Below are 26,159 nucleotides of genomic sequence, written 5' to 3'. Positions count from 1 at the left end.
CGGGTGGTCCAGCAGGTGACGGCCACGGCCCCGTACGGGACCTGGCCCTCCCCGGTCGACGCCGCCCTCGCCGCCTCGCACGACGGCCACCCCGAGTACGTGGGCACGGTCGGGCGCGAGGTGTGGTGGACGGCGCCCCGCCCCGCCGAGGGCGGCCGCCGCGCCCTGATCCGGCGGCGGGCCGACGGCACCGAGGAGCCGGTGCTGCCCCCGCCGTGGAACGCGCGCAGCAAGGTCATGGGCTACGGCGGCACCCCCTGGGCCGCCGCCCCTCGCCCGTCCGGCGGCCCGCTCGTGGTGTTCGCGCACTTCGCCGACCAGCGGTTGTACGCGTACGAACCGGAAGCCCCCGCGCCCGCCCCGCCGCGCCCGCTGACCCCGGTGTCCACGGTCGGCGAGGGCCTGCGCTGGGCGGACCTGCGGCTCCATGTGGACCGGGGCGAAGTGTGGTGCGTCCTGGAGGAGTTCACGGGGGACCGGCCGACCGACGTACGGCGCGTCATCGCCGCCGTACCGCTGGACGGCTCGGCCGCCGAGGACCGCGCGGCAGTGCGCGAACTGACCGACGCCCGCCACGACTTCGTCACCGCCCCCCACCTCGCCCCGGACGGCCGCCGGGTCGCGTGGATCGCCTGGAACCACCCCGAAATGCCGTGGGACGGCACGGTGGCAATGGTCGCCGAGGCGGCGGATGACGGTCCGTTCCGGGGTGCCCGCGCGGTGCTGGGCGGGCCGGAGGAGTCCGTCGCCCAGATCGAGTGGGCCCCTGACGGCTCGCTCCTGGCCACGACCGACCGGACCGGCTGGTGGAACCTCCACCGGCTGCCGCCGCGAGACCCCGCGGCGGCGAGATCCGCCCCGCCCACCGGGCCAGCAGCCGGGGGCGGGGGAGGTGCCGTGCCCAGGTCGGGCCCGGCCGCCGGACCTGGCTCGGCCGTGGGGCCGGGTGCGGGTGCCGTGCCCGGTGCGGGCGCTGGGCCCGTCGCAGGTGTCGCGCCAGCGACAGGCGCTGGACAGGATGCAGCTGCCGGGGTCGAGGACGCGGCCGGGCCTGGGGCGGAGGCTGGGGCCCGGGAACTGTGCTCCCAGCAGGAGGAGTTCGGGGGGCCGTTGTGGAAGCTGGGGCATCGGTGGTTCGCGCCGTTGGACGGCGGGGGACTGGTCGCCGTGTTGCATGGGCGGGGGGCTCAGCGGCTCGGGATTCTCGACCCCGCGACCGGGGAGCTGGCCGATGTCGCCGGGCCGTGGACCGAGTGGGAGCCGACCCTTGCCGTGGACGGCACCCGGGTCGTCGGCGTGGCCGCGAGCCCGCGCAGTGGGCATGAGGTCGTGGAGCTGGACACCCGTACCGGCCACGCCCGCGTCATCGGCAACGCCCACACCGACCCCGTCGACCCCGCGTACTACCCGGAGCCGCAGGTCCGCACCTTCACCGGGGCGGACGGCCGGGAGATCCACGCCCACCTCTACCCGCCCCACAACCCCGGCCACACCGCGCCGCCCGGCGAGCTGCCGCCGTACGTGGTGTGGGCGCACGGCGGGCCCACCGGCCGTGCCCCGCTCGTGCTCGACCTGGAGATCGCGTACTTCACCTCGCGCGGCATCGGCGTCGCCGAGGTCAACTACGCCGGGTCCACCGGCTACGGCCGCGCCTACCGCGACCGGCTGTACGGGCAGTGGGGCGTGGCCGACGTGGAGGACTGCGCCGCCGTCGCCGGGGCGCTCGCCGACGAGGGCGTCGCCGACCGGGCCCGGCTGGCGATCCGCGGGGGCAGCGCGGGCGGCTGGACGGCGGCCGTGTCGCTCACCGCCACCGGGCTGTACGCGTGCGGCACGGTCATCTATCCGATCCTCGACCCCGCCGCCTGGGCCACCGGCGAAACCCATGACTTCGAGTCGCGGTACGCCGAGTCGCTGATCGGCCCGGTCGCCGAGGTCCCGGACCGCTACCGGGAGCGTTCGCCGCTGCACCGGGCCGACCGGATCACCGCGCCGTTCCTGCTGCTCCAGGGGCTGGACGACACGATCTGCCCGCCCGCGCAGTGCGAGCGGTTCCTGGCGGCGATGGCCGGGCGCGGGGTGCCGCACGCGTATATCGCCTTCGAGGGCGAGGGGCACGGCTTCCGCCGCGCCGACACCATGGTCCGCGCCCTGGAGGCCGAACTGTCCCTGTACGCCCACGCCTTCGGCCTGCCAGCGGACGGGCTGCCCGAGCTGGAGCTGCGCACATGACAGCGATAGCGTGAGCTGCGCTGAGATGCGCTTTGTGATCCGATACGCGAGCTGTTTCGCCATCATTCGTACTGGAGGAGCCAGTTGACACCCGCACGGGCCCCGCGCCTCGTCGGCCATGAGCCGCTGCCCACCGCCCTGGCCGGTGGGTGGCCGCAGGGCGGCGCGCCCGAGACCTGGCTGCTCAGCGTCTCGGCCTTCACCGCCGCCCTCGACGCCGCCGCACCCGCCAAGATCCTCGACGCCGAGGAGCGGGAGCGGGCGGGGCGGTTCCTGCGCGCCGAGGACCGGGAGCGGTATGCGGCGGCCCATATCGGGCTGCGGCAGCTGCTCGGCGGCTATCTGGGCGTGGACCCGGCCGCCGTGCCGTTCACCCGGGAGGACTGCCCCGGCTGCGGCGGTCCGCACGGCCGTCCCGCAGTGGTCGGCGCCCCGCTCCACTTCAATATGTCGCACGCCGGTGACCTGGTGCTCTTCGCCTTCGCCGGGACTCCGGTCGGGGTCGATGTGGAGAAGCTCCAGCCCGCCTCCGTGGTGAGCCAGGTGGCCCAGAGCCTGCACCCCAGGGAGCGTGCCGAGCTGGAGGCGCTGCCGGAGCAGGAGCGGCCCGCCGCCTTCGGCCGCTGCTGGACGCGCAAGGAGGCGTATCTGAAGGGCATCGGCACCGGGCTGTCCCAGGACCCGGCGAAGGATTACGTCGGCACCGCCCGGGAGCCGGTGCCGGTGGGCCCGTGGGCGCTGATCGACGTACCGGTGGAGTCCGGTTACGCGGCCGCGATGGCGCTGCGCGACCCCGGCCGGGAGGGGTAAGCCCGGCCGGGGAGATGCGTCAGGTCGCGGTCGGTGCGGGCACCGGGGCGGGGGCCTCGGTGTCGGCCCCGGCGCCGGTCCCGGCCGCCGGGCGGCGCAGCAGGTAGACCCCGACGACGGCGACCAGGGAGGCGGCGGAGAGCGCGTAGAGCCCGCCGTTGGTGCTGCCCGTGCTCTCCTCCAGGTAGCCGAAGAGCGTCGGGGCGACGAAGCCGCCCAGGTTGCCGAGGGAGTTGATGACGGCGAGCCCGGAGGCCGTGACCTTGAGGTCGAGGCTGGACTGGGCCAGCGGCCAGAAGAGGTTGGCGCCGCACTTGCTGCCGACGGCGGCCAGCGTGATGGCCGCGAGGCCGAACCACGGGGAGCCGAGCGTGGCCAGGAAGGTGCCGATGGCCGACAGCACCAGCACGATCGCGAGGTAGGGCCGCCGGTCCGGCATGCGGTCGGTGTAGCGGCTCATGGTGTACATGGTGACCACGGCGCAGATCCACGGGACGGCCGAGAGCAGCCCGACCTGGAAGGGCGAAAGCCCGCCGATGTCGTCGACCAGGCTCGGCAGCCAGAAGGTGATGGCGTAGCCGGTCAGCGCCATGGCGAAGAAGACGAGCGTGAGCAGCGCGACCTGCGGGTGGAGCACCAGCCGCAGCCGGGACACCTTGGGCTCGCGGCTGCGGGACGCCCGGTCGCGCTCGACCGCCGCGCTCAGGGCGGTCCGCTCCTCGGCGGTGAGCCAGCGGGCGTCGCCGATCTTGGAGACCAGGAAGAACGCGGCGATGAGGCCCACCACGATCGAGATGGCGCCCTCCATGGCGAACATCCAGCGCCACCCGGCGAAGCCGCCGAGCCCGTGCATTTCGAGGAGCGCGCCGCTGATCGGGCCGGTGACGATGTAGGCGGTCGCGGAGCCGCCGAGGAAGATGGCGCTGGCCCGGCCCCGGTAGGAGTTGGGCAGCCAGGTGGTGAAGTAGTACATGACGCCCGGGAAGAACCCCGCCTCCGCGATGCCGAGCAGGAAGCGCAGCACGTAGAAGGAGGTGACGCCGTGCATGAAGCACATGGCGAGCGTCACCGCGCCCCAGCTGATCATGATGCGGGTCAGCCAGACGCGGGCGCCGAAGCGCTCCATGAGCATGTTGCTCGGCACTTCGAAGATCGCGTAGCTGATGAAGAACAGCCCGGCGCCCAGTCCGTAGGCGGCGGCGCCGACTCCGATGTCGGCACTGAGGTCGTCCTGGACGAAGCCGACGTTGGTGCGGTCCATCTGATTGACGACCAGCATCAACACCAGCATCGGCATGACGCGCCGCAAGAACTTGCTCACCGCCCGGTCGACCAGCTCCGGGGCGGGCGGCGCCGCTTCCTGGCCGGGGGGTCCCTGCTGTGCCATGGTGCTCTCCTGGCGATATGTTCATCCCTGTGAACAGTCAACGAGTGGTGCGCAGGACCATACGGTTCTGCATGCACTCGGTCAATGGCCCGTGAAGCAACGATTCCGCAGTGCTGACCTGGCCTTCAGGTCTTCCGCCGAGTTCGATCGCGTCCGAAAAGTCAAGAGGGCCTTCGCGGGTGGCGTTCATGAATATGACCAAGTTGGTGTGGCACGGTCAAAGTCGGTGGCGCGGGAGCGGCCTCCGTACGATCATTGACCAATGCCCGATCACGCGTATCTCGCCGAGGGGGCCCGCGCGGCCATCCGGCCCCACCGGCGCGAGGACGGCGGCGAATTCGTCCGGCTCGCGCGGCAGAGCGCCGACTTCCACCGCCCCTGGCTGACGTTGCCCACGACCGACGGGGCGTACGAGGGCTTCATCGGTCAGCTGGAGCGGGAGGACCGGCGCGGCTTCCTGGTCTGCGTACGGGAGACCGGCGCGCTCGCCGGGTTCATCAACATCAACAACATCGTGCGCGGCGCGTTCCAGTGCGGCGCGATCGGCTACGGCGCCTTCCCGCCCGCCGCCGGGCACGGCTATATGTCCGAGGGGCTCGGGCTGGTGCTGCGGCAGGCCTTCGGGCCGCTCGGGCTGCACCGGATCGAGGTCAACATCCAGCCCGGCAACGAGGCGTCGACCGCGCTCGTGAAGCGGCACGGCTTCCGGCTGGAGGGCTTTTCGCCCGACTTCCTCTACATCGAGGGCGCGTGGCGCGACCACGACCGCTGGGCCATGACCAGCGACATGCTGGGGCCGGAGTGAATCTCCCGGCCGACGAACAGGAGGCGCCCCCGGCCTGATCCGGCCGAGGGCGCCTCACCAGGGGGTTCTCATGCGCCGGGGTTGCGGTCCACGTACTCGAAGATCGAGCCGTCCGGGTGGCGGGCGATGAGCATGCGGCCGGTGGGGGCGGGGATCGGGCCCGCGACGATCTGCGCGCCGACCGCCGTCAGATCGGCGATCGCCTCGTCCACGTCCTTCACCGCGATCGTCGCCGCGATCTTGCGGAGGATCTCCATCTCCGACTCCGGGCCGCTCATCAGAAAGAAGCAGCCGACCGCCGCGACCGAGACGCCGCCGCGCTGGAAGCGGGATGCCTCGGCGCCGGTGAGCCGTTCGTAGACGCTGATGGCGGAGTCCAGATCGTCGACGCAGACCCGCAGTGAAGTCCCCATGATGTCCATGCGGGCGAGCCTAGTTGAACCGCATGTCAGACGCGGCACAGGACCTCGCCGTGCAGGACGGCGAACCATCCGTCGGTCCGGCCGCCCCACTCCCGCCAGGCACTCGCGATGTCCCGTAGCTCCGCCTCGGTGGCGTGGCCGCCCTCCATCGCGCGCCGGGCGTACGAGGACGCCACCGTGCGGTCCGCCCACAGCCCGCTCCACCACGCCCGCTCCTCGGGGGTGGCGTAGCACCACGTACCGGCGGTCGAGGTGACGGCGGTGGCGGGGAAGCCCGCCTCCAGGGCCCAGGAGCGCAACTGGCGCCCGGCGTCCGGCTCGCCGCCGTTGGCGCGGGCGACCCGGCGGTAGAGATCCAGCCAGGTGTCCAGCCCGGGGACGCGCGGATACCAGGTCATGGCGGCGTAGTCGCTGTCGCGGGCCGCGACGATGCCGCCGGGTTCGCACACCCGCCGCATCTCGCGCAGCGCGCGCACCGGGTCGCCGACGTGCTGGAGCACCTGGTGGGCGTGGACGACGCTGAAGGAGTCGTCGGGGAAGTCCAGAGCGTGGACGTCGGCGACCGCGAAGCGGGTGTTCGTCAGCCCGCGCTCATCGGCGGCCGCCCGCGCCTGCTCCAGGATGGACGGCTCCGCGTCGACGCCCACGACCTCGCCCTGGGGCACCAGTTCGGCCAGATCGGCGGTGATGGTGCCGGGGCCGCAGCCGATGTCCAGGATGCGCATGGCGGGTTGGAGATGGCCGGTCAGATAGGCCGCCGAGTTGGCGGCGGTGCGCCAGGTGTGCGAGCGCAGCACCGACTCATGGTGTCCGTGGGTGTAGACGGCGTCGTTCGGCATGACGGAAACCCTACGCCGCCATCTCGCATCACGAGAAGAGTTGTCTTGCTATGTGGTCAAGCGATGCGCACGGGAAAGGCGGTGGGGAACGGCAACTTCCGTTCCCCACCGCCCCTTTGACGGCCTGGCCATGCGCCTCAGGCGGGCGCCCGATCCAGGTCCCGCATGCTCACCACGCCCACCGGGCGCCCCGCCCGGACCACCGGCAGCCGCCGCACCTCGTGCTGCCGCATCAGCGCGGCCGCCTCGGCGATCTCCTCGTCGGGGCCGATGGTCACCGGGTTCGGGGTGCAGATCAGATGGCAGCTGACCGTCAGCGGATCGACGCCGTCCGCGACCGCGCGCAGCGTGATGTCGCGGTCGGTGAGTACGCCCAGCAGCTCACCGTCGAGCGCCACCAGCACCCCGCCGATGTCGTGCGCGCGCATCATCTGCGCCGCTTCCACCAGCGAGGCGTCGGGGCGCACCGAGGCGACCTTCGGCGTCATGACGTCTTTCACGTACTGCGGCATATCGTTCGCCTTCTTCAGATCCGGGCACGGGACGGTCGGGCCATACGCTAGCCATGAGGCCTTACGCCTCGGTGCGCAGGCCGAGCGCGGAGACCACCTCCTGCACGGTGTGGAACGTTTCGTCGGCGGGCAGCTCCTCGGCCAGCGCGATCAGCTGGTCCGGTGCGTGCCGCTCGTGCAGTATGCGCAGCACGGCGCTCCGCCCCGCCGGGAACGTCGTACGGCCCAGATGGCGGGCGAACTCGAAGCGGATCGACTCCGCCTGGCCGGTCGCCCCCGGTGTGGGCACCGGCCCGGTCGTCACCTCCGGGTCGTCGTCGGCGGCGGGCTCCGGGTCGTGCCACTCCTCGACCCGGGTCGGATGGCCGGAACGGATCAGACCCTGAAGCTCCTGCTTCATCTCATCGTCCCGGTGCACGCTCACCCGGTTGCTGCCTCGCTGCATGTCGGTCCCCTTCCTACACGGGTCCGTGGTGCTCGTGGGATGGTCATGTCCCCGAGAGTTCACTGCGTTCCGCCGCCCCCGGTATGTCCTCCCTCCCGGCGGTCCGGGTCTTTCGTCCCTCCCGCGTACCCGTCACCACGACATCGACACAGGCCAGACGGCTGGCGTTGCGGAAGATTTCTTTCGCCGGTTCACGGTTTTACGGGCCTCCGGGCCGGGGACTCGACGGGTGGCCGAGCGGCCCGCAGGGAGTGAGGGCGGCGCCGGGCACGGGAGATCAGGGGCTCGTGCCCGGCGCCTCTGCGTGTCCGGCGCCTCTGCGTGCCCGCGCCGCGGACCTTATTAACGCGGCATGGCGCGGGTACCCGGCGCGCATGACTGACACCTCCGCGAACCCCATGGCGGACAATCCGCTGCTGGCCAGACACGGTGAGGCACTGGACCTGTTCACCGAGCGGGTGCACGCCGTACGGGCCGACCAGTGGGACGCCCCCACGCCCTGCACCGAGTGGACCGTGCGGGACCTGGTGAACCACCTGGCGGTCGAGCAGATGTGGGTGCCGTCGCTGCTGCGCGAGGGCGCGAGCGCGAGCGCGAGTGGCGAGGGCGATGTCCTGTCCGGCGATCAGCTCGGCGAGGATCCCGTCGCCACCTGGGACGCGGCCGCGGCCGTCGCCCGTACGGCCTTCCGCGAGCCGGGCGCGCTGGAGCGCACCGTCGCCCTCTCCTACGGCGCGAGCCCCGCCACCGAGTACTGCGCCCAGATGACCGCCGACGCGACGGTCCACGCCTGGGACCTGGCCCGGGCCATCGGCGCCGACGAGCGGCTCCCCAAGCCGCTCGTCGACTTCTCCGTCCGGGAGGTCGCGCCGTACGCGGCCGAGCTGGAGAAAAGCGGCCTGTTCGCGGCCCCGGTGGAACCCCCACCGGGCGCCGACGCCCAGACGAAGCTGCTGGCCCTGCTGGGCCGCGAGACGTAGCCCCGCTAGACGTAGCGCCAGGAGACGTAGCGCCACAAGACGTGGCGCCACCGCTTAGGGGCCGACTCCCGCCGGCACCGGACACTGGATCGGACATGGCTCACCGGTGGCGACCCCCGTGGCGTCCCCGAGGGAGACGAGAAGCAGGCGCAGCAGGTGGGAAAGCTGGTCCCGCTCTTCCGCGGTCATGCCTGCCACGAGCGCGCGTTCGTTCTCGATGTGTCCTTCGACGACCCGGTCGACCAGCTCCAGGCCCTCGGCCGTCAGGGTGATCTTCACCCTGCGCCGGTTGTGGGCGTCCGGCTCGCGCGTGAGCAGGCCCCGGTTCAGGAGCCGGGCGACGCGGTTGGTCATCGCCGCGGCTCCGATCATGCTGGCGGAGGCCAGCTCCTTGGAGCTGAGGGTGTACGGCGCACCGGCTCGCCGCAGTGTCGCGAGGACGTCGAATTCCCAGCTCTCCAGCCCTTCGGAGCGCAGGTAGTCGTCGACCTGCAGACCGGTCAGCCGGGCGGCACGGGACAGTCGCCCGATCACGCCCATCGGGGAGGCGTCGAGGTCTGGCCGGACGCGCTCCCACTGTTGCAGGATCACGTCGACGGCATCGGTCACGCCGGTGGGTTCGGAGGGCTTACCTGCCGTGGTCTCGCTCATGGCCAACTTGTCGTCGGCTGCCTGCCGCTCGTACGTCACGCGTCGGTTGCCCTCCGCTCCTTGATCGACCGAACCTCAACTTTGAGGTCGAATCATTCGACGCTAAATCTTCTGAAACTGAGCATACAACCCACTGAACGCGGGATGGCGCCCGACCGGTCGACTTCGGCCACGTACAGTTCGACAGCGAATTGTTTGACGTCGATGGCTGGAATCTGCTTACGTGTGAAGCGCATTGACCGGGGTGGCGACGTCCGTTTTGCGTCGTCCGCGTTGGCATGCCCACATCAAATCCATGCTCGCACCAGACATCACCGAACGTCCCCAACTCCACGAACACTTCAGCCCAGCCTGAGATGGAAGCCAGTTTTAGGAGTCACTTCGTCATGCCTGTGCGCATCCTCTCTCTCGTCGGCAGCCTCAGAGCCGGCTCGTTCAACCGACAGCTCGCCGAAGCCGCGGCCAAGGTGAGCCCTGACGGCGTGACCATTGAGATCGTCGAAGGGCTGGCCGAACTCCCTTACTACGACGAGGACATCGACCTCGGCGGCATCACCCCGCGCCCAGCCGTCGCCATGCGCCAAACCGTCGGCGAGGCGGACGCCCTCATGGTCTTCACCCCGGAGTACAACGGCACGACCTCGGCCGTTCTGAAGAACGCCCTCGACTGGCTCTCCCGCCCGTACGGCGCGAGCGCCCTGTCCGGCAAGCCGACGGTCGTACTGAGCGCGACATACGGCCAGTTCGGCGGCGTATGGGCGCAGGAAGAAGTCACCAAGGCGCTCGGCGTCGCCGGCGCCCAGGTGATCCCCGGCGAGGGAGTCGCCGTGGGCGGAACGCAGGAGCGCTTCGCCGACACCCACCCCGCCGATGACTCCGAGATCGCGATGCAGTTGCGCCGGGCGGTCATCAGCGCCGCCACGTCCGCCGGTCGGCCGGTCGGCCGATTGCAGGAGGCCTGACCGCATCGCTCTCGGAGTTCCGTGGCCTGCGGTGCGTCACGACGGCGTGTACCGGACCGCAGGCCACGGGCCCGCACGGTCCGCACCGGGCCGTGCACCTCGTGAGCATCACCACCACTGCCCCGGAGAGGCACAACCATGACAACCGACACCGGGACGAAAGCGCTCGAAGCGCCGTTCGCCCGTACCGTGGGGACCCTGGCCCCGATCGCGATCATCCTGGCCAGCCAGGCGTACGCCACGATCTCGCTGATCCCCAACTTCGCCTCGGCCTGGCACACCAGCGACGAGGGGGCCGCCTGGGCCACCACGTCCTTCGCCATCGCCTTCGCCTTCGGCTCGCTGCTCGCCGCGCCGCTCAGCCACCGGCTCGGCCGCAGGGGCGCCCTGGTGTGGTCGATCTCCGCGATGGCCGTGATCACGATGCTGGTGCCGTTCACCGAATCGCTGCTGTCCGGCTCGCTGGTCCGAGCGGTGCAGGGCGTCGCGGCAGGCGTCTTCTCCCCCGTGGTCTACGCCTACTTCGGCCAGCGGCTGCCCGCCTCCCGGCTCGCCACGGCGATCACCATCATCTCCTGTTCCCTGGGCGGTTGCCTGGTCGTCGGACAGGTCGCCGCCCAGCTGCTGGAGCCGGTCTTCGGCTGGCAGTCGCTCTTCTGGATCTCCGGCCCGCTGCTGGCGCTGTCGGCCGTGGCGGTGCACAAGGTGATGCTGCCCGACCTCCCCAGCCCCACCGCCGCCGAGGGCTCGCCCCAGAAGGCCGAACCGTCGGCCCCCGCGCCTCGCTCCGGTCTGCTGCGCATCGTCCCCTTCCTGGTGGGCGGCGTGATCTCGCTCGGCGGCATCACCTCCGCCTACACCGCGATCCAGCTGTACGGACCCTCCGGCCTGGCCGGTGACCACGACGCCATGCTGGGGCTGCGCGCCAGTGCCCTGCCCGCCCTGGTCCTCTCGGTGGTGCTGGCGCCCGTGCTCGCCCGCATCGTCCCCAAGTGGCGTGCCGCCGGGGCCCTCACGGTCTGCGGTATCGGTCTGGGCACCGCCGCGCTCCTGAACGACAGCGTGGTCGGCATGGGCGCCGCCATGTTCTTCACCATGCTCGCCTCCTCCAGCGCCACTCCGGCCCTGGTGCAGTCGACCGGTGCGGCGGCAGGGGCTGCCGCCGGTACCGCGCTCGCCGTCTTCAGCTTCGTGCTGAACCTGTGCGCCGGGCTGGGCGCGCAAGTACCGGCGATCTTCGGGGAATTCGTCCCCACGGCCCTCTTCCTCGCCGCCGCGTACCTGATCGCGGCCCTCGTCGTCACCCTGTTCGGGCCGACCGGCGCCCAGCCGCGCAAGGACAAGATCGCGGCCCGCGGGGTGCCCAGCGAGAAGGCCGAACCCGTCACCCAGCCCAGCTGAGTCACGTCACCGAACTTCGAGGAGATCCGCGATGACCGTCACTCTCCCCACCTCCGGCAGCACCGCCACCTCCGCTCCGCGCTCCCTGTGGGCGGACGAAACCCCGGACCTGGACGCCTACTTCGCGCGGATCGGCTACTCCGGCCCGCGCGAGGCGACCCTGGCGACCCTCACCGAACTGCACCGGCGCCATGTCGAAACCATCTGCTTCGAGTCGATCGACGTGGGGCTCGACATCCCCATACCGACCGGCATCTCGGGCATCCAGGAGAAACTCGTCCACCGTGGGCGAGGAGGCATGTGCCTGGAACACAACCTGCTGTTCGCGGCCGTCCTGGAGGCCCTGGGCTTCACCGTTCACCGGCACCTGGCCCGCGTCCGCCGAGGCAACACCACGGACGTCCGCTTCCGCTCGCACACCATGCTGACGGCGGAGGCCGAGGGGCGCACCTACCTCGTGGACGTCGGCTTCGGGGACGCGGGGCCGCTCCACCCCGTTCCCTTCGAGCACGAGGGGCAGTCCACCGTCGGCGACTGGACGTGGCAGGTGGTCAGGGAGTGCGAGGAGACCTGGGTGTTCCGCACGCTCAACGGGGACAGCTGGTTCGACGTCTACGCCTTCGGGCTGGAGACCCAGGCCCCGAGCGACTTCGTGGCGTCCTTCCACTACACCGCCACCCACCCCAAGTCCGTCTTCACCGGGCACATCGTGGCCCAGCGCGGTGACGACAAGTTCCGCCACGTCCTCCGCGACCGCGTGCTGCGGACGCAGCATCCGGACGGCTCCATCGACGAAGCCCATCTCACCGCGGACCAGGCGGTGGAGGAGTTGCGTGAGGGCTTCCGCGTCACCCTCTCCGACGAGGAAGCCGCCGCCGTACGGGCCTTCCTCGGGTGGCTTCCCGAGTGACCTGAGCGGCCCTCAAGCGGTCGAGGTCTGGTCGAGGTCTGGTCGAGGCCGGGACGGTCCGTCCGTCCCGGCCTCGACAGGCCGGGTCAGAGGCGGGCCGGGGGGCGGGTCCAGTGGCGGTGGGCGGCCAGGGCTTCGGCGAAGGCCCGGGTGAACTCCTCGCTCGCCGCGCCCGTCGTCGTATCGGTGACCACGCCCCAGTCCGCGCAGACGTGCCCGTGCCCGGCGGACAGGTGAAGGCCGTCGGGACTGAGCGCGGCGAGGAGGCCGACGCCGGAGCCGAGCGCGCCGATGGGCTTGCCGTGGCGGTAGGCGTCGCGGACGAAGCGCATGGCGGCCTCGTCGGCGGCCAGGTCCGGGGTGCCGGGGGGCCCGCCGGGCAGCAGGACGGCGTCGTAGAGGACGGAGGCGACGGTGGGCAGGGCGCGGTCCACCGCGCAGCCGTTGCCGTCGCTGCCGCGCACCTTGCCGTCGTGGGCCGCGAGCGCCTCGACGACGGCGCCCTCGGCGGTCAGCGCCTCCCGGGCCTGGGTGAGTTGTACGACGTCCACGCCATCCGTGACCAGCACCGCGACGGTGCGGGTGCGGATGGAGTGGTCGCCGCCCAGGTTGTCCAGGCTGAGGGCGGGCGAGGCGACGGGCTTGTGGTTGTCGGGGCCGGGGACCGGGTTGGCGATGCCGATGCCCTCGGCGACCGACGTGGCCAGGCCGTAATCGACGTGGGCCAGTTCCTCGACCGTACGCTCGCGCACCCGCACCGCGCCCACCTTGCCCAGTTCGAAGCGGAAGGCGGCGACGATGTGCTCGCGCTCCCAGTCGCTCATGCTGTTCCAGAACATGGCGGCCTGGCTGTAGAAGTCCTTGAAGCTGGGGCTGCGCTTGCGGATCTTGTCGCCGTCGACCCGCTCCGCGTAGTGCGAGTACGCGTAGCCGTCCGCTCCGGCGATGGCCGGGCAGCCGCCGCCGAGCGAATTGGGGGAGTAGTTGGTGCCCCGGTGGATCTCGCTCTGGTGGTAGCCGTCGCGGTGGTTGGTACGGACCGGCGCGACCGGCTGGTTGACCGGGATATGGGCGAAGTTGGGGCCGCCGAGCCGGATCAGCTGGGTGTCCAGGTACGAGAAGTTGCGGGCCTGGAGCAGCGGGTCGTTGGTGAAGTCGATGCCGGGCACGACGTTGGCGGTGTGGAAGGCGACCTGTTCGGTCTCGGCGAAGTAGTTGTGCGGGTTGCGGTCCAGGACCATGCGGCCGATGGGCCGGACGGGCACCTGCTCCTCCGGTATGAGCTTCGTGGCGTCGAGCAGGTCGAAGTCGAAGTTGAACTCATCCTCCTCCGGCACCAGCTGGACGCCCAGCTCCCACTCCGGGTACTCGCCCGCCTCGATCGCGTCCCACAGATCACGCCGGTTGAAGTCCGGGTCCCGGCCCATGCACTCCTGGGCCTCGTCCCACACCAGCGAGTGCACGCCGAGCTTGGGCTTCCAGTGGAACTTCACGAACGTGCCCTTGCCGCGCGCGTCCACGAAGCGGAACGTGTGCACGCCGAAGCCCTGCATCATCCGGTAGCTGCGCGGGATCGCCCGGTCCGACATCAGCCACATCATCATGTGCATGGTCTCGGGCTGCAGGGAGACGAAGTCCCACAGGGTGTCGTGCGCGGAGGCGCCGGTGGGGATGTCGTTCTGCGGTTCGGGTTTCACCGCGTGCACGAAGTCGGGGAACTTGATGCCGTCCTGGATGAAGAAGACCGGCATGTTGTTGCCGACCAGGTCGTAGTTCCCCTCCGAGGTGTAGAACTTCGTGGCGAAGCCGCGGACGTCGCGCACGGTGTCGGCCGAGCCGCGCGGCCCCTGCACGGTGGAGAACCGTACGAAGACGGGCGTGCGCACGGACGGGTCCTGCAGAAAGGCGGCCTTGGTGAACTCCGCGCAGGACTCGTACGGCTCGAAGTACCCATACGCGCCCGCCCCGCGCGCGTGCACCACCCGCTCCGGGATCCGCTCATGGTCGAAGTGCGTGAGCTTCTCGCGGAAGTGGAAGTCCTCCATCAGCGTGGGGCCGCGCTCGCCCGCCGCGAGGGAGTCGTCGGTGTGGTCGACCGCCACCCCCTGATCGGTGGTCAGCGGCCCTTCGACGGGGTCGGCGGCCAGGTGCGCTTCGCGCTGCCGCTCCTTGCGGTCCGGCTGCTGGGTCATCACGCGGCTCCCTTGTGTTTCGAGCCCGACGCCTTCGCGAACTCCTCCAGGAACGCTTCGTCGAACGCCTTGAGGTCGTCCGGCCTACGGCTGGTGATCAGGGCGTTCGGCCCGCCCTCGCAGATCTTGACCTGCTCGTCCACCCAGACACCGCCCGCGTTGGTGATGTCGGTGCGCACGCTGGGGAACGAGGTGAGGGTACGGCCGCGTACGACATCGGCCTCGACCAGCGTCCAGGGGGCGTGGCAGATGGCGGCGACCGGCTTCCCCGCGTCGAAGAAGCCCTTGACGAACGCGACCGCCCGCTTGTCCAGGCGCAGCAGGTCGGGATTGGCGACGCCGCCGGGCAGCACCAGACCGTCGTACTCGTCCACGCGCGCGTCCTTCACCGTCTGGTCGACCTCGAAGGTGTCGGCCTTGTCGAGGTGGTGGAACGCCTGGACGCGGCCGGACGCGGTGGACACCAGCCGGGGCGTGCCGCCGGCGTCGCGGACCGCCTGCCACGGATCGGTGAGTTCGACCTGCTCAACGCCCTCGGGGGCGACGAGAAAGGCGACCATCATGGTGTTCACGTCCTTCCGGTGTCCGTAGTACGTACGTCATCCGTCGTCGGTCTTCTTGTCCCGGTGCGACGACCGGTGGGGCAGGAATTCCTGCATCTTCGCCTTCAGGCCCTGGCGGACCATGCCGGTGCGGTCCGGGTCGCCCTTGACCATCGATTCGAGCGTGGACTCCATCTGCTCCCAGGTCGCGTGCGGCGGGATCGGTGGTACGGCCGGGTCGGTCAGGAACTCGACGCACACCGGGCCGTCCGCGGCCAGTGCCTCGCGCCAGGCGGGTTCGACCTGTTCGGGCTTCTCCACCCGGATGCCCCGGAGGCCGAGCGATTCGGCGAACCGCGCCGAGGACACGTCCGGGATCTCCTGGGAGGGCAGGAACTGGGGCGCGCCGCCCATCGCCCGCATCTCCCAGGTCACCTGGTTGAGGTCCTGGTTGTTCCAGACGGCGACGATCAGCCGTGGGTCGTCCCATGTGTGGCGGTACTTGGCCGCGGTGATCAGCTCCGCCATGCCGTTCATCTGCATCGCGCCGTCCCCGACGAGCGCCACCACGGGCCGGTCCGGCTGGGCGAACTTGGCGCCGATCGCGTACGGCACGCCGCTGCCCATCGTGGCCAGGGTGCCGGACAGGGAGCCGCGCATCCGGCCGCGCATCCGGATGTGGCGGGCGTACCAGTTGGCGACGGAGCCGGAGTCGCAGGTGAGGATGGTGTCGTCGGGGAGCAGCGGGCTCAGGCAGTGGGCCACGTACTCGGGGTTGATGGGGTCGGCGGACACCTCGGCGCGCCGTTCCATCACCTCGTCCCAGCGCTGGACGCCCTCGATGATCTGGTCCTGCCAGTCGCGGGACTCCTTGCGGCGCAGCATGGGCAGCAGCCGCAGCAGCGTCTCGCGGGCGTCCCCGACGAGGTTGACCTCGTACGGGTAGCGCATCCCGATCATGTGCGGATCGAGGTCCACCTGCACGCCGCGGACCTTGCCGAACTCCGGCAGGAACTGGGTGTACGGGAAGCTGGAGCCGATCGTCAGCAGGGTGTCGCAGTCGCGCATCAGCTCGTACGAGGGGCGGGTGCCCAGCAGCCCTATGGGACCGGTGACGTACGGCAGGTCGTCGCTGAGCACATCCAGCCCGAGGAGCGCCTTGGCGATGCCCGCGCCGAGTGTGTCGGCCACCTGCCGCACCTCGCCGCGCGCCCCGGAGGCGCCCTGGCCGACCAGGATGGCGACCCGCTCGCCCGCGTTCAGCACCTCGGCGGCGCGCTCCAGCGCGCTGCTGGAGGGCACCGCGGACCAGCCGCTGCGGTCCAGGCTGGAGGGCACCATCTTGAACTCGTGGGTGGGCGGGGTGTATTCGAGGTCCTGGACGTCCGCCGGGATGATCACGGCGGTGGGGGCGCGCCGGGCGTAGGCGGTGCGGATGGCCCGGTCCAGGACGTTCGGCAGCTGCTCGGGGACGGTCACGGTCTCCAGGAAGTCGGAGGCGACGTCCTTGTAGAGGCTGTGCAGGTCGACTTCCTGCTGGTACGAGCCGCCCATCGCGCTGCGGTGGGTCTGGCCGACGAGCGCCACCACCGGGACGTGGTCCAGCTTGGCGTCGTAGAGCCCGTTCAGCAGGTGGATGGCGCCCGGCCCGGAGGTCGCCGCGCAGACGCCGAGCCGTCCGCTGAACTTGGCGTAGCCGACCGCCTGGAAGGCCGCCATCTCCTCGTGCCGGGCCTGGATGAACCGTGGTTCGTTCTCCGCCCGCCCCCAGGCGGCGAGCAGTCCGTTGATGCCGTCGCCGGGGTAGCCGTAGACATGCTCGACGCCCCACTCGCGCAGCCGGGCGAGGACATAGTCGGCGACTGTGGTGGTCATGTCGGTCACTCACTCCTCATGGGGGTGCTCGGAATCGCTGATGCGGGAGGGCGGGGCAGGCCGGGGCAGGGCAGGGCGGGGCTCAACCGGCCAGCTGCGGCAGCACCTTGGTGCGGTAGAAGTCGAAGAAGCCGCGCTGGTCGGGGCCGATCTGGTTGACGTAGACGGTGTCGAACCCGGCCTCGGCGTACGCGGACAGCGCGCCGATATGGGCGTCCACGTCGTCGCCGCAGGTCACCTTGCGGGCCGTCCGCTCGGGCGTGACGAGTTCGGCGGCCTGCTCGAAGTGGGCCGGGGTGGGCAGCGTCGTCAGCAGCTGGCCGGGCAGCGACTCGACGGCCCACAGCCGGTGCGCGGTGCGCAGCGCCTCGTCGGCGTCCGGGCCCCAGCACACTTTCAGGCCGCCGCGTACGGGCTTGTGGTTGCCGCTGGCGCCGCTGCCGCGCCGGAACCGCTCCACCAGCTCCGCGTCCGGGGACATGGTGATGAAGCCGTCGCCGACCCGGCCGGCCAGCGCGCTGGCGGCCTCCCCGGACGCGGCGATGTCGATGGGCACCGGCTCGTCGGGGACCGTGAACAGCCGGGCGTTCTCCACCGTGTAGTGCTTGCCGTGGTGGTTGACCCGGCGCCCCTCGAACAGCTGGCGCATCACCATCACGGCCTCTTCCAGCATCTCCAGCCGGATCGGGGCCGGGGGCCAGCGGTCGCCCAGCACATGCTCGTTGAGGGCCTCACCGCTGCCCACGCCCAGCCGGAACCGGCCCTCCAGCAGGACCGCGCTGGTCGCCGCCGCCTGGGCGACGACGGCGGGGTGGACGCGGAAGGTGGGGCAGGTGACGGCGGTCTGCACGGGCAGCGAGGTGGCCTGCGCCAGCGCGCCGATCACCGACCAGACGAACGAGGCCTGGCCCTGGGCCTCGTTCCAGGGGTGGTAGTGGTCGGATATCCACAGCGAGGTGAACCCCGCCTGTTCCGCCATCCGCGCCTGCTCGATCAGCTCGGCGGGACCGTGTTCCTCGGCGGCCAGGAAGTAGCCGTACTCGGTCATCGGACCCTCCTTGAGCGCGGATGCGGTGGCACGAGTAACCGGCGCGCAGGGAAGAAAACACGGGAGGGAATCTTGTTCGGCGAGCAGCGTGTGCCCTTTTTGTCGGATTTACTCCCGCGGTGACACACCATAGCCCACATGGGGGACGGCCGCAGGGTGGACCTCAGGCCTCCCGGACCCGGGGGCGGCTGAGGGCCAGGGCGATGTGGCGGGAGACCCGGTCCGCCGCCCCCGCCTCGGCCATCTCGAAGGCGCTCCGCCCGCCCGTACGGAACAGCGTGAGCGCGCCGAGCACCGGGGACGTGGGGGAGACCCGCAGCGGGATGCAGAGCAGCGAGGTGACCTCCTCCCGGACGAGCACGGGCGCGCCCGTGGCGTCCCGCCCGAAGGCGTTCGCGTCGGGCGGGCTCACCCGCAGGGCCGACACCCCGTCGTCCAGCGCGTCGACCACCAGCGGGCAGTCGGCCGGGTCCTGCGCGGTCAGCGACGCCGTACGGTCCCCGGCCGCCTCCGGCGGGCCGAGGGCCACCATCCGGTGCGGCGCTTCGCCGCCGTCCGGGGCCAGGTCGGCGATCACCCAGTCCGCGAACCGGCCGTGCAGCAGCTCCACCGCCCGCCCGAGCACATCCTCCGGGCCGCCGCCCGCGAGGGTGACCCGCAGCAGCGCCGTCGCCATGTCGTCGACCAGGTCCAGCAGCGCGGCGTGGCGCGTCACCTCGGCCAGATCCGGCTGCGCGGCGGCCCTCGGCGCCGGGAGGGTGGCCGAGGAGGCGGTCGCCGGGACGCCCCGGTCCGGCTGGAACGCGGCCAGCACCGCGGGCTGCGGCTCGCCCGGCGGGCGCAGCGCCGCCAGCGTCACCCGCACCGAGCCGTCCGCCCCCGGCTGCGACAGACGCACCGTCAGACTGCGCCCGCCCTCCCCGCGCGCCACGGCCGCGACCTGCGAACGCAGCGCCGCCTGGCCGTCGCGGCGCAGCGACGAGGTCAGGGGGCGGCCGGTGGCGTACCCGGCGCGGGTGTTGAACAGCTGGGTCGCGGCGAAGTTCATACGCCGTACGACGGACTCCCGGTCCAGCAGAACGACGGGGATCGGCAGGCGCTGGAACAGGGCGCGCAGCAGCTGCTGTTCATGCGGGTCGGCCCGGCCTCCCGGAGGGACCCGGCTGGCCGCGGCCAGCTCCTCGTACCCCGGCCACAGCACGTCCACCACGTGCTGAAGCTCGAAAAGAGCGGCGTCCAGCAAGGACAGCCGCTCCTGCGAGGGCAGTGCCCTCGCCGTTCGCAATTCGTCGACACGTCTGCGGAAATCCGTGAGTTCCGCACCAAAATCCTGCGCCCGGGGCATGCGCACACGGTAGCCGGACCAGCTGTCCCGTGCCGGTCCGGTGTTGTTTTCCGCGCAAGGCAGCGGGAAGCCGAACGAAACAGGACCTCCACTGTCCTACCGATGGAAAGGACCGGAATCGGCGATGCCGGAACGCTCGTACAGCCGTCCGCAGTGTCAGACCGATGCCCCCTCGCTCGGCCGGGGCCTCGCGGAGCTGGCGGAACAGGCCGCCTCGTGCACTCCGGCCAGCTGCGGGGCCACCGCCACCGCGCTCCTTCCCCAGGACGCGCCCGGCGGCGTGGAGGACGACCGGACGACCGCCGCCACCCACCCCGATCTGTCGGCGCTGGTGTCGGTGCAGCTGCTGTCGGGCGAGGGCCCGATCCTGGCCGCCCTGGACACCGGCCGCCCGGCCGGCGCCGACGATCTGCTGCACGATCCGCGCTGGCCCAGCTTCCGGGCACGGGCGCTGGACGCGGGGGTGCGGTCCAGCGCGACGCTGCCGTTCGCATGCGACGGGCTGTCGGTGACCATCTCCGTCTACGGGCTGCGCCCCGGCCCCCTGGAGAAGGCGGCCCAGGGCGCCACCGAGCTGCTCGGCGACCTCACCACCGAGAGCCTGGCCAAGGACCGCCTCTACCAGGCCGCCCTCGTCCAGGTGGACCAGCTGGACGCGGCGCTGCGGTCGCGCCCGGTGGTGGACCAGGCGTGCGGGATCGTGATGTACGTACTGGGCTGCGACGCCGACCGCGCGTTCGACCTGCTGCGCCGGACCTCGCAGCGGACGAACCGGAAGCTGGTGGAGCTGGCCGAGACGGTCGTACGGACCCGTGGCCGAGGCCTGGAGCGCCAGCTGATCGCCCTGAGCCAGGACTGAGGCTCCAGTCGGCTGATCATCTCGGGGTGTCGTCCCCCGCCGCCGCCACCGCGGATCTGCGAAGGTGGACAGCGTCGGCACACAGGTGCACGCACGGGCACGCGCGTGCCCACACGAAAGGTGTGGACGAATGCGACGGCAGTGGACCGCACCGGCCCCGGCCGACCGGGACGACGGCGGCCTGCCGGTCCTCCCGGAGCTGGCCGCGTGCTTCGCGGCGGCCGCGGACCGGGCCGTGCCGGAGCCGGTCGGCGGCTCCGCCGACCTGCGCACGGCCGCCTGCGGCTACTGGGCGCGGCGCGGGCTGTGGACCGACCCGGCGCATGTGGTGGCCGCCCCCGGCGCCGAGCCGCTGCTGCTCGCGCTGCTCGCCTCGGCCCCCGGCGGCGACGTCCTGCTGCCCCGCCCCTGCGCCGCCTGGTACGAGCCGCTGGTGCGGCTGCTGGACCGGCGCGGCCACCACGCCCCGGTCCCGGCCGAGTGCGGCGGGCTGCCCGATCCGTTCGCGCTGCTGGAGACCGTCCGCCGGGTCCGGGCCGAGGGCGGGGTGCCGAGCGTCCTGCTGCTGTCCGTAGCCGACGACCCGACCGGCACCGTGGCCCCGCCCGAGCTGCTGCACGAGGTGTGCGAGGCGGCGGCGGCCGAGGGGCTGCTGATCGTGAGCGACGAGACCTGGCGGGACACCGTGCACCATCCGCACGGCACGGTGCTGCTGAGCCCGGCCGAGATGGCACCTGAGGACGTGGTCGTGCTCACCGACCTCGCGGGCGCCTTCACCCCGGTCGGCTGGCCCGCCGCGGTGGCCCGGTTCCCGGCCACCGAGCGCGGGGACGAGCTGCGCTCCCGGGTGCTGTCCACGCTGACCGCCGTACGGGCCGGGCTGCCCGCGCCCGTCTCCGCGGCCGCCGCGTACGCGCTCACCGAGCCCGAGCCGGTCCGTACCCGGATGGCCGCCGCGGCCCGCGCGCATGGGGCGGTGGCGGCCGCGGCGTACCGGTCGCTGACCGCCGTCGGCGCGCTGTGCCGCCCGCCGCAGGCCGGGCGTCATCTGTACGCGGACCTCGACGAGCTGCGCGGGGTGCTGGCCGCCCGCTCGCTCACCGACTCGGTGGAGGTGGAGCGCGAGCTGGCCCGGCGGCTCGGCCCGGCGGTGGCGGGCGGCCACCGGTTCGGCGACCCGCCGCACACCCTGCGGGTCCGGCTGTCGACGCTGCCGCTGCTCGGGGCCTCCGACGCGCTGCGGCTCGCCGCGCTGGCCGCCCAGGACCCGCTGGAACTTCCCTCCGTGGCAGAGGAGTTGACCGCCTTCGAAGCGGCCTTCCGGGACCTCGTCCGGGCCGGGACGCCGTGAGAGGCCGACCGCGAAGGGAGCGCACCCCATGACCGACCAGGCTGGACCCACCGAAGCGGGCGAGGGCCACGGCACGTCCCGGCTGCCGCTCCCGGCCCGCGCGTCCCGTCCGGCTCGCGTCGCGGCCCCGCCGCTGCCCGCCCCGCGCCCGCTCGGCGAGGTCCGCACCTGGCCGAGGTCGTTCGTCCACCGGCTCACCTCCCCGCTGCCCGGAGTGCGCGCGCTCGCCCGGCTGGCCCGCGAGGGGCGGCTGCGGCCGCCGCTGGAGACGCTGCGCCAGATCCCGGAGCTGCCCTTCGCGCCGGGCCCGCTGCCCGCGACCGGCCCCGCGCAGACGGCGCTGACCTGGGCGGGGCACGCGAGTTGGGTGCTGCGGATCGGCGGGCTGACCGTGCTCACCGACCCGGTCTGGGCGCGCCGGATCCTCGGCACCCCGCCCCGGGTCACCCCGCCCGGGGTGCGCTGGGAGGATCTGCCGCCCGTCGACGCGGTCGTCATCAGCCACAACCACTACGACCACCTCGACGCGCCCACCCTCAAGCGGCTGCCCCGGGCCACGCCGCTGTTCGTCCCGGCCGGTCTCGCCGGGTGGTTCCGGGCGCGCCGGTTCACCCGGGTGACCGAGCTGGACTGGTGGGAGGCGGCCGAACTGCCGGGTGCGGGCGGCCCGGTCCGCTTCGACTTCGTCCCCGCGCACCACTGGAGCAAGCGCACCCTGACGGACACCTGCCGCTCGCTGTGGGGCGGATGGGTCGTCACCGCGCCCGACGGGCAGCGGGTGTACTTCGCGGGCGACACGGGCTACGGCCACTGGTTCCGGGAGATCGGCCACCGCTACCCGGGCATCGACCTGGCGCTGCTGCCGATCGGCGCGTACGACCCGCGCTGGATGCTGCGGGCGGTGCACACCGATCCCGATGAGGCCGTACGGGCGTATCTGGACCTCGGGGCGCGGACGCTCGTGCCCATGCACTGGTCGACGTTCCTGCTCTCCGCCGAACCGCCGCTGGAGCCCCTGCACCGGGTCCGCGCCGCCTTCGAGGCGACCGGCCGCCCCCGCGAGGAGCTGTGGGACCTGCCGGTCGGCGGCTCCCGGGTACTGGAGTAGCGACGGCAGGTGCGTTACGGGCGTACGTAACTAGGCGGGGCATAAGTGGCGAGTGGTGAAAGTCGCTCATAACTTCCTGTTCATGCGCACATTCAAGCTTCGCCACCTCGCGGTCGCCACGGCCGCCCTCGCCATCGGAATGACCCAGCTGCCGGGCGCCCACGCCGCTCCGGCCCCCACCGTGCACACCGTGAAGCCGGGCCAGTCGATCCAGGCCGCGGTGAAGGCGGCCCAGCCCGGCGACACCATCCAGCTGCGGGCCGGTGTCTACCGGGAGAACGTCCAGATCACCAAGAGCCTGACCCTGCGCGGCGTCGGCCGGACGACCGTCCTCACCGCGCCCGACAAGGCCTCGGCCAACGCCTGCGGCAAGGCCGGACACGGCATCTGCGTCACCGGTACGGCCCAGCGCCGGGTCAAGAATGTCCGGATCCGCTCGCTGACCGTCACCGGCTTCCCCAAGAACGGCATCTGGGGCTCGCAGACCGTCCGGATGGACGTACGCAACACCCTCGCCGAGAAGAACGGACAGCAGGGCATCGGCCAGCAGCTGTCCACCCGCGGGTCCTTCCTCCGCAACATCTCCCGCAACAACAAGGAATCGGGCATCTTCCTCGCGAACACCGTCGACGCCGAGGGCGGCGCCACCGACGCCAAGGGCACCCGGGTCGCCGAGAACCGGCTGACCGGCAACCGGATCGGCGTCGTGGTGCGCAGGCTGCGGAACCTGACCGTCGAGCAGAACACCGTCACCGGCAACTGCGGCGGCGTGTTCGTCGTGGGGGACGAGTCCAAGCCGCGTGCCGGGGACCTGACGGTGGCCCACAACGCCGTCCAGGCGAACAACGCCTACTGCGCGCCCAACGCCCGGCTGCCGTTCATCCAGGGCGCGGGCATCGTGCTCACCGGCACCGACACCACCCGGGTGACCGGCAACCAGGTGCACAACAACGTCGGCACCTCGCCCATGTCCGGCGGCATCGTGCTGTTCAAGAGCGTCGTCGGCGTCGCCAACAGCAAGAACACCATCAGCCGCAACGTGATGACCGGCAACAAGCCCGCCGACGTGGCCGACCGGGACAAGGGCCCCGGCAACACCTTCACCGGCAACGTCTGCACGCTGTCGGTGCCCACCGGCCGGTGCTGAGATGACCACCACCGCCACCCCTGCCCCCGACAGCACGGCCGCGCCCGAGGCGGCCATGCGGCTGCGGGAGATCGCCTTCGGCGCCGCCCGGGCCGCCGCCGTACGCGCCGCCGCAAGGCTGCGCGTCGCCGACGCGCTGGGGGAGGAGCCCACCTCCATCGGCGAACTCGCCGCCACGGTGGACGCCGAACCCGACCCGCTGTGCCGTCTGCTGCGCGCCCTGGCCAGCTGCGGGATCTTCGCCGAGACCGACGACGGCCGCTTCGTCCACACCGACATGTCCCGGCTGCTGCGCGAGGACGCCCCGCGCAGTCTGCGCGCCATCTCCCTGTGGTGCACCGAGCCGTGGACCTGGGAGGTCTGGCCGAGGCTCGACCGGGCGGTGCGCTCCGGCGGCATCGTCTTCAACGACCTCTACGGCAAGGACTTCTTCGCCTATCTCCACGAGGACGCGCCCGAGTCGGCCAAGATCTTCGACCGGGCGATGACGACCTCCAGCAGGCAGTCCGCGGCCGATGTCGCGGCCTTCGTCGACCTCGACGGCATCAAGGAGGTCGCCGACATCGGCGGCGGCCAGGGCCATGTGCTGGCCAGCCTCCTGGAGAAGCGCCCCGATCTGCGCGGCACCCTGCTGGACCTGCCGCAGGTGGTGGCGGGCGCCGACCCCCGGCTGCGGGACGGCGGGGCGCTGGCCGACCGGGCCACGCTGGTGCCGGGCGACTGCCGCCGGGAGATCCCGGTCCAGGCCGATCTCTACATCATCAAGAACATCCTCGAATGGAACGACGAGAACACCCGCCGCACCCTCGCCAATGTGGTCGCGGCCGCGCGGCCGGGCGCCCGGGTCCTCGTCATCGAGAACCTCATCGACAACAGCCGCTCCTCGTTCACCACGGCCATGGACCTGTTCCTGCTGCTCAACGTGGGCGGCCGCAAGCACACCACGGACAGCCTGGTGGCGCGGATGACCGAGGCCGGGCTGAACGTCACCGAGAGCCGTCCCGTCAACTCGTACCTGCACGCCATCGACAGCACGGTGCCCGGCTAGCCGCCGGTGCCCGGAACGCGACGAAGGTGCCCGCACCCGCGGGCACCTTCGCTGTTTCCCGGCGTATTCGGTCTGTGGGGGCCTCAGGCCCAGCGGAACGAGGTGAGGTGGGCGAACGCCACCACGTTCGCCGTGTAGTCCTTCGCGGTGTGGTCGTACGCACCGCCACAGGTGATCACGCGCAGCTGGGCGTCGTTGGTGTCCCCGTACACCTGCCGGTCGGGGAAGTCCTTCTTCTTGTACGTCCGCACCTTGTCGACGACGAACGTGGCGAGGATGCCGTCGTCGCGGGCCACGGTCACCTTGCTGCCCGCTTTCAGGGTGTTGAGCATGGAGAACACCGCGGGGCCGGTCTTGGTGTCCACGTGCCCGGCCACGATGGCGTTGCCGCGCTCACCGGGGGAGGGGCCGGCCTTGTACCAGCCGACGAGGTTGTTGTCGGTGTCGGGCGGCGGGATCAGCGTGCCCTGGCGGTTGAGCGACAGAGCCGTGAACGGGGCGCCCACCCCGATCGAGGGGATGTCCAGCCGGTTCGGGGCCGACCGAGGCAGCGCGGGCCCGGGCCGGGAGGCGGGCTTGGCCGCCGGTGACGGCACGTCGGGCCGGTCCGCCGGGGGCACCTCCGCCGTCTCCGGCTGCGTATCCGTGTCGGAGGCGGTGGCCGCGGGCGTGGCCGGTGCCACCGGGGAGGACTGGGAGGACGCGTCGACCGAGTTGTAGATGAGGAAGACACCGATGAGCGCCGCCGCCGCGGCCCATCGGAGCGTGCGGGTGTTGCTGTCGCGGGTGTTGCCGTCAGTACCGCCCTGCTTGCCCTGTTTGCCCATGCGGGTGTTCGCCTTTCTCACAGCGCCCGTCCGTGGCGCTGCCGTGGCACCTCCGCCGAAGCGAGCGGTGGTGCCACGGCAGCACGGGGTGAATCAGAAGCGTCAGGCTCAGATCGCGGTGCCGGACGGCTTGCGGCGACGCAGGGCGTAGGCGCCGGCGCCGAGCCCACCGAGGAGCAGAACCGAACCGGCGGCCATGCCGCTGCCCGTGGTGGCCATGCCGCCACCACCGGTGTGGACGCCACCCTTCGGCTTCTCGTGGCTCTTCCAGGACCCGCCGTCCCAGTCGCCCTTCTTGTCCGACCAGTCCTCGTGGTGGCGGGGGTCCTCGTCCTTGCCCTTGGACGGGTCGCTGCTGGACCAGTCGTCCTCGTGGTGGCGGGGGTCCTCGTCCTTGCCCTTGGACGGGTCGCTGCCGGACCAGTCGTCCTCGTGGTGGCGGGGGTCCTCGTCCTTGCCCT

24 protein-coding genes and 1 pseudogene are annotated in these 26,159 nt (G+C 72.0%); 12 read left to right on the top strand and 13 right to left on the bottom strand.

What is annotated here, in order from left to right; translation table 11 throughout:
- Positions 1–3 precede the first annotated feature (3 nt).
- Both ACWC5C_RS28510 and ACWC5C_RS28505 read left to right on the top strand, forming a co-directional pair.
- A complete protein-coding gene (locus ACWC5C_RS28510; RefSeq protein WP_450879897.1) occupies positions 4–2,232 on the top strand; it encodes a prolyl oligopeptidase family serine peptidase in 2,229 nt (742 codons plus the stop codon).
- An 84-nt stretch (positions 2,233–2,316) separates the two neighbouring features.
- A complete protein-coding gene (locus ACWC5C_RS28505; protein WP_450879895.1) occupies positions 2,317–3,042 on the top strand; it encodes a 4'-phosphopantetheinyl transferase family protein in 726 nt (241 codons plus the stop codon).
- Between the two features lie 19 nt (positions 3,043–3,061).
- Here ACWC5C_RS28505 and ACWC5C_RS28500 read toward each other — a convergent pair whose 3' ends face one another.
- Positions 3,062–4,429 carry an MFS transporter gene (locus ACWC5C_RS28500; protein WP_450879893.1) on the bottom strand — a complete coding sequence of 456 codons (1,368 nt, stop codon included), beginning with the start codon at positions 4,427–4,429 and terminating at the stop codon, positions 3,062–3,064.
- Between the two features lie 262 nt (positions 4,430–4,691).
- Here ACWC5C_RS28500 and ACWC5C_RS28495 point away from each other — a divergent pair, with 262 nt between their 5' ends.
- Positions 4,692–5,234 carry a GNAT family N-acetyltransferase gene (locus ACWC5C_RS28495; protein WP_450879891.1) on the top strand — a complete coding sequence of 181 codons (543 nt, stop codon included), beginning with the start codon at positions 4,692–4,694 and terminating at the stop codon, positions 5,232–5,234.
- Positions 5,235–5,302: 68 nt separating this feature from the next.
- On the opposite strand, the gene ACWC5C_RS28490 is transcribed toward ACWC5C_RS28495, so the two are convergent.
- The 4 genes from ACWC5C_RS28490 to ACWC5C_RS28475 form a co-directional block, all read right to left on the bottom strand.
- Positions 5,303–5,656 (bottom strand): VOC family protein, encoded by a 354-nt coding sequence (locus ACWC5C_RS28490; protein ID WP_385446941.1) that lies wholly within the window; start codon positions 5,654–5,656, stop codon positions 5,303–5,305.
- A gap of 26 nt (positions 5,657–5,682) precedes the next feature.
- Complete coding sequence (locus ACWC5C_RS28485; RefSeq protein WP_450879889.1) at positions 5,683–6,495, bottom strand: class I SAM-dependent methyltransferase; 813 nt, start codon at positions 6,493–6,495, stop codon at positions 5,683–5,685.
- 137 nt (positions 6,496–6,632) lie between these two features.
- A complete protein-coding gene (locus ACWC5C_RS28480; RefSeq protein ID WP_450879887.1) occupies positions 6,633–7,007 on the bottom strand; it encodes a CBS domain-containing protein in 375 nt (124 codons plus the stop codon).
- Between the two features lie 61 nt (positions 7,008–7,068).
- A complete protein-coding gene (locus ACWC5C_RS28475) occupies positions 7,069–7,452 on the bottom strand; it encodes a DUF2795 domain-containing protein (protein WP_450879885.1) in 384 nt (127 codons plus the stop codon).
- 374 nt (positions 7,453–7,826) lie between these two features.
- On the opposite strand from ACWC5C_RS28475, the gene ACWC5C_RS28470 reads away from it, so the two are divergent.
- Positions 7,827–8,432: a TIGR03086 family metal-binding protein gene (locus tag ACWC5C_RS28470; RefSeq protein WP_450879883.1), complete on the top strand. Its 606-nt coding sequence runs from the start codon at positions 7,827–7,829 to the stop codon at positions 8,430–8,432.
- A gap of 54 nt (positions 8,433–8,486) precedes the next feature.
- On the opposite strand, the gene ACWC5C_RS28465 is transcribed toward ACWC5C_RS28470, so the two are convergent.
- The gene (locus tag ACWC5C_RS28465; RefSeq protein WP_450879881.1) at positions 8,487–9,122 is read right to left on the bottom strand and encodes a MarR family winged helix-turn-helix transcriptional regulator; all 636 of its coding nucleotides are present in this window, start codon (positions 9,120–9,122) and stop codon (positions 8,487–8,489) included.
- 347 nt (positions 9,123–9,469) lie between these two features.
- Between ACWC5C_RS28465 and ACWC5C_RS28460 the strand changes: the two genes are divergently transcribed.
- The 3 genes from ACWC5C_RS28460 to ACWC5C_RS28450 all read left to right on the top strand — a co-directional run bounded on the left by ACWC5C_RS28460 (position 9,470) and on the right by ACWC5C_RS28450 (position 12,356).
- Positions 9,470–10,045, top strand: a complete 576-nt coding sequence (locus ACWC5C_RS28460) for an NADPH-dependent FMN reductase (protein ID WP_450879879.1) — start codon at positions 9,470–9,472, stop codon at positions 10,043–10,045.
- 138 nt (positions 10,046–10,183) lie between these two features.
- Complete coding sequence (locus ACWC5C_RS28455; RefSeq protein WP_450879877.1) at positions 10,184–11,446, top strand: MFS transporter; 1,263 nt, start codon at positions 10,184–10,186, stop codon at positions 11,444–11,446.
- A 31-nt stretch (positions 11,447–11,477) separates the two neighbouring features.
- Positions 11,478–12,356: an arylamine N-acetyltransferase family protein gene (locus ACWC5C_RS28450; protein ID WP_450879875.1), complete on the top strand. Its 879-nt coding sequence runs from the start codon at positions 11,478–11,480 to the stop codon at positions 12,354–12,356.
- An 86-nt stretch (positions 12,357–12,442) separates the two neighbouring features.
- On the opposite strand, the gene ACWC5C_RS28445 is transcribed toward ACWC5C_RS28450, so the two are convergent.
- The 5 genes from ACWC5C_RS28445 to ACWC5C_RS28425 form a co-directional block, all read right to left on the bottom strand.
- Positions 12,443–14,548, bottom strand: a complete 2,106-nt coding sequence (locus ACWC5C_RS28445) for a catalase (protein WP_450879873.1) — start codon at positions 14,546–14,548, stop codon at positions 12,443–12,445.
- Entirely contained in the window at positions 14,548–15,111 is a 564-nt protein-coding gene (locus ACWC5C_RS28440) for a type 1 glutamine amidotransferase domain-containing protein (RefSeq protein ID WP_450879871.1), read from the bottom strand. The genes ACWC5C_RS28445 and ACWC5C_RS28440 overlap by 1 nt, the downstream gene beginning before the upstream one ends.
- Before the next feature lie 36 nt (positions 15,112–15,147).
- Positions 15,148–16,965 carry a thiamine pyrophosphate-requiring protein gene (locus tag ACWC5C_RS28435; protein ID WP_450879869.1) on the bottom strand — a complete coding sequence of 606 codons (1,818 nt, stop codon included), beginning with the start codon at positions 16,963–16,965 and terminating at the stop codon, positions 15,148–15,150.
- Positions 16,966–17,047: 82 nt separating this feature from the next.
- Positions 17,048–18,013, bottom strand: a complete 966-nt coding sequence (locus ACWC5C_RS28430; protein ID WP_450879868.1) for a TIGR03557 family F420-dependent LLM class oxidoreductase — start codon at positions 18,011–18,013, stop codon at positions 17,048–17,050.
- 163 nt (positions 18,014–18,176) lie between these two features.
- A complete protein-coding gene (locus tag ACWC5C_RS28425; protein WP_450879866.1) occupies positions 18,177–19,358 on the bottom strand; it encodes a PAS domain-containing protein in 1,182 nt (393 codons plus the stop codon).
- A 124-nt stretch (positions 19,359–19,482) separates the two neighbouring features.
- On the opposite strand from ACWC5C_RS28425, the gene ACWC5C_RS28420 reads away from it, so the two are divergent.
- The 5 genes from ACWC5C_RS28420 (at position 19,483) to ACWC5C_RS28400 (ending at position 24,871) form a co-directional block, all read left to right on the top strand.
- Positions 19,483–20,217: an ANTAR domain-containing protein gene (locus ACWC5C_RS28420; protein ID WP_450879864.1), complete on the top strand. Its 735-nt coding sequence runs from the start codon at positions 19,483–19,485 to the stop codon at positions 20,215–20,217.
- Positions 20,218–20,347: 130 nt separating this feature from the next.
- A complete protein-coding gene (locus tag ACWC5C_RS28415) occupies positions 20,348–21,568 on the top strand; it encodes an aminotransferase class I/II-fold pyridoxal phosphate-dependent enzyme (protein ID WP_450879862.1) in 1,221 nt (406 codons plus the stop codon).
- 28 nt (positions 21,569–21,596) lie between these two features.
- Entirely contained in the window at positions 21,597–22,676 is a 1,080-nt protein-coding gene (locus ACWC5C_RS28410) for an MBL fold metallo-hydrolase (RefSeq protein WP_450879860.1), read from the top strand.
- Positions 22,677–22,758: 82 nt separating this feature from the next.
- The gene (locus tag ACWC5C_RS28405) at positions 22,759–23,823 is read left to right on the top strand and encodes a right-handed parallel beta-helix repeat-containing protein (protein WP_450879858.1); all 1,065 of its coding nucleotides are present in this window, start codon (positions 22,759–22,761) and stop codon (positions 23,821–23,823) included.
- A gap of 1 nt (position 23,824) precedes the next feature.
- Entirely contained in the window at positions 23,825–24,871 is a 1,047-nt protein-coding gene (locus ACWC5C_RS28400) for a methyltransferase (protein ID WP_450879857.1), read from the top strand.
- Positions 24,872–24,954: 83 nt separating this feature from the next.
- Here the strand turns inward: ACWC5C_RS28400 and ACWC5C_RS28395 are convergent, their stop codons facing one another.
- Together ACWC5C_RS28395 and ACWC5C_RS28390 are read right to left on the bottom strand one after the other, a co-directional pair.
- A complete protein-coding gene (locus tag ACWC5C_RS28395; RefSeq protein ID WP_450879856.1) occupies positions 24,955–25,719 on the bottom strand; it encodes a class F sortase in 765 nt (254 codons plus the stop codon).
- 87 nt (positions 25,720–25,806) lie between these two features.
- Positions 25,807–26,159, bottom strand: a pseudogene (locus ACWC5C_RS28390) (hypothetical protein); the annotation flags it as partial.

The sequence above is a fragment of the Streptomyces sp. NPDC001700 genome (assembly GCF_053596435.1).
The sequence above is the reverse complement of the archived record's forward strand: the minus strand, read 5'-3'. Positions and strand labels throughout refer to the sequence as shown.

Bases quoted from the DNA above. Each gene is read 5' to 3' on its own strand.
- ACWC5C_RS28500 (WP_450879893.1), bottom strand. From the start codon at position 4,429: ATGGCACAGCAGGGACCCCCCGGCCAGGAAGCGGCGCCGCCCGCCCCG.
- ACWC5C_RS28495 (WP_450879891.1), top strand. From the start codon at position 4,692: ATGCCCGATCACGCGTATCTCGCCGAGGGGGCCCGCGCGGCCATCCGG.
- ACWC5C_RS28490 (WP_385446941.1), bottom strand. From the start codon at position 5,656: ATGGACATCATGGGGACTTCACTGCGGGTCTGCGTCGACGATCTGGAC.
- ACWC5C_RS28485 (WP_450879889.1), bottom strand. From the start codon at position 6,495: ATGCCGAACGACGCCGTCTACACCCACGGACACCATGAGTCGGTGCTG.
- ACWC5C_RS28480 (WP_450879887.1), bottom strand. From the start codon at position 7,007: ATGCCGCAGTACGTGAAAGACGTCATGACGCCGAAGGTCGCCTCGGTG.
- ACWC5C_RS28475 (WP_450879885.1), bottom strand. From the start codon at position 7,452: ATGCAGCGAGGCAGCAACCGGGTGAGCGTGCACCGGGACGATGAGATG.
- ACWC5C_RS28470 (WP_450879883.1), top strand. From the start codon at position 7,827: ATGACTGACACCTCCGCGAACCCCATGGCGGACAATCCGCTGCTGGCC.
- ACWC5C_RS28460 (WP_450879879.1), top strand. From the start codon at position 9,470: ATGCCTGTGCGCATCCTCTCTCTCGTCGGCAGCCTCAGAGCCGGCTCG.
- ACWC5C_RS28455 (WP_450879877.1), top strand. From the start codon at position 10,184: ATGACAACCGACACCGGGACGAAAGCGCTCGAAGCGCCGTTCGCCCGT.
- ACWC5C_RS28450 (WP_450879875.1), top strand. From the start codon at position 11,478: ATGACCGTCACTCTCCCCACCTCCGGCAGCACCGCCACCTCCGCTCCG.
- ACWC5C_RS28445 (WP_450879873.1), bottom strand. From the start codon at position 14,548: ATGACCCAGCAGCCGGACCGCAAGGAGCGGCAGCGCGAAGCGCACCTG.
- ACWC5C_RS28440 (WP_450879871.1), bottom strand. From the start codon at position 15,111: ATGATGGTCGCCTTTCTCGTCGCCCCCGAGGGCGTTGAGCAGGTCGAA.
- ACWC5C_RS28435 (WP_450879869.1), bottom strand. From the start codon at position 16,965: ATGACCACCACAGTCGCCGACTATGTCCTCGCCCGGCTGCGCGAGTGG.
- ACWC5C_RS28430 (WP_450879868.1), bottom strand. From the start codon at position 18,013: ATGACCGAGTACGGCTACTTCCTGGCCGCCGAGGAACACGGTCCCGCC.
- ACWC5C_RS28425 (WP_450879866.1), bottom strand. From the start codon at position 19,358: ATGCCCCGGGCGCAGGATTTTGGTGCGGAACTCACGGATTTCCGCAGA.
- ACWC5C_RS28420 (WP_450879864.1), top strand. From the start codon at position 19,483: ATGCCGGAACGCTCGTACAGCCGTCCGCAGTGTCAGACCGATGCCCCC.
- ACWC5C_RS28415 (WP_450879862.1), top strand. From the start codon at position 20,348: ATGCGACGGCAGTGGACCGCACCGGCCCCGGCCGACCGGGACGACGGC.
- ACWC5C_RS28410 (WP_450879860.1), top strand. From the start codon at position 21,597: ATGACCGACCAGGCTGGACCCACCGAAGCGGGCGAGGGCCACGGCACG.
- ACWC5C_RS28405 (WP_450879858.1), top strand. From the start codon at position 22,759: ATGCGCACATTCAAGCTTCGCCACCTCGCGGTCGCCACGGCCGCCCTC.
- ACWC5C_RS28400 (WP_450879857.1), top strand. From the start codon at position 23,825: ATGACCACCACCGCCACCCCTGCCCCCGACAGCACGGCCGCGCCCGAG.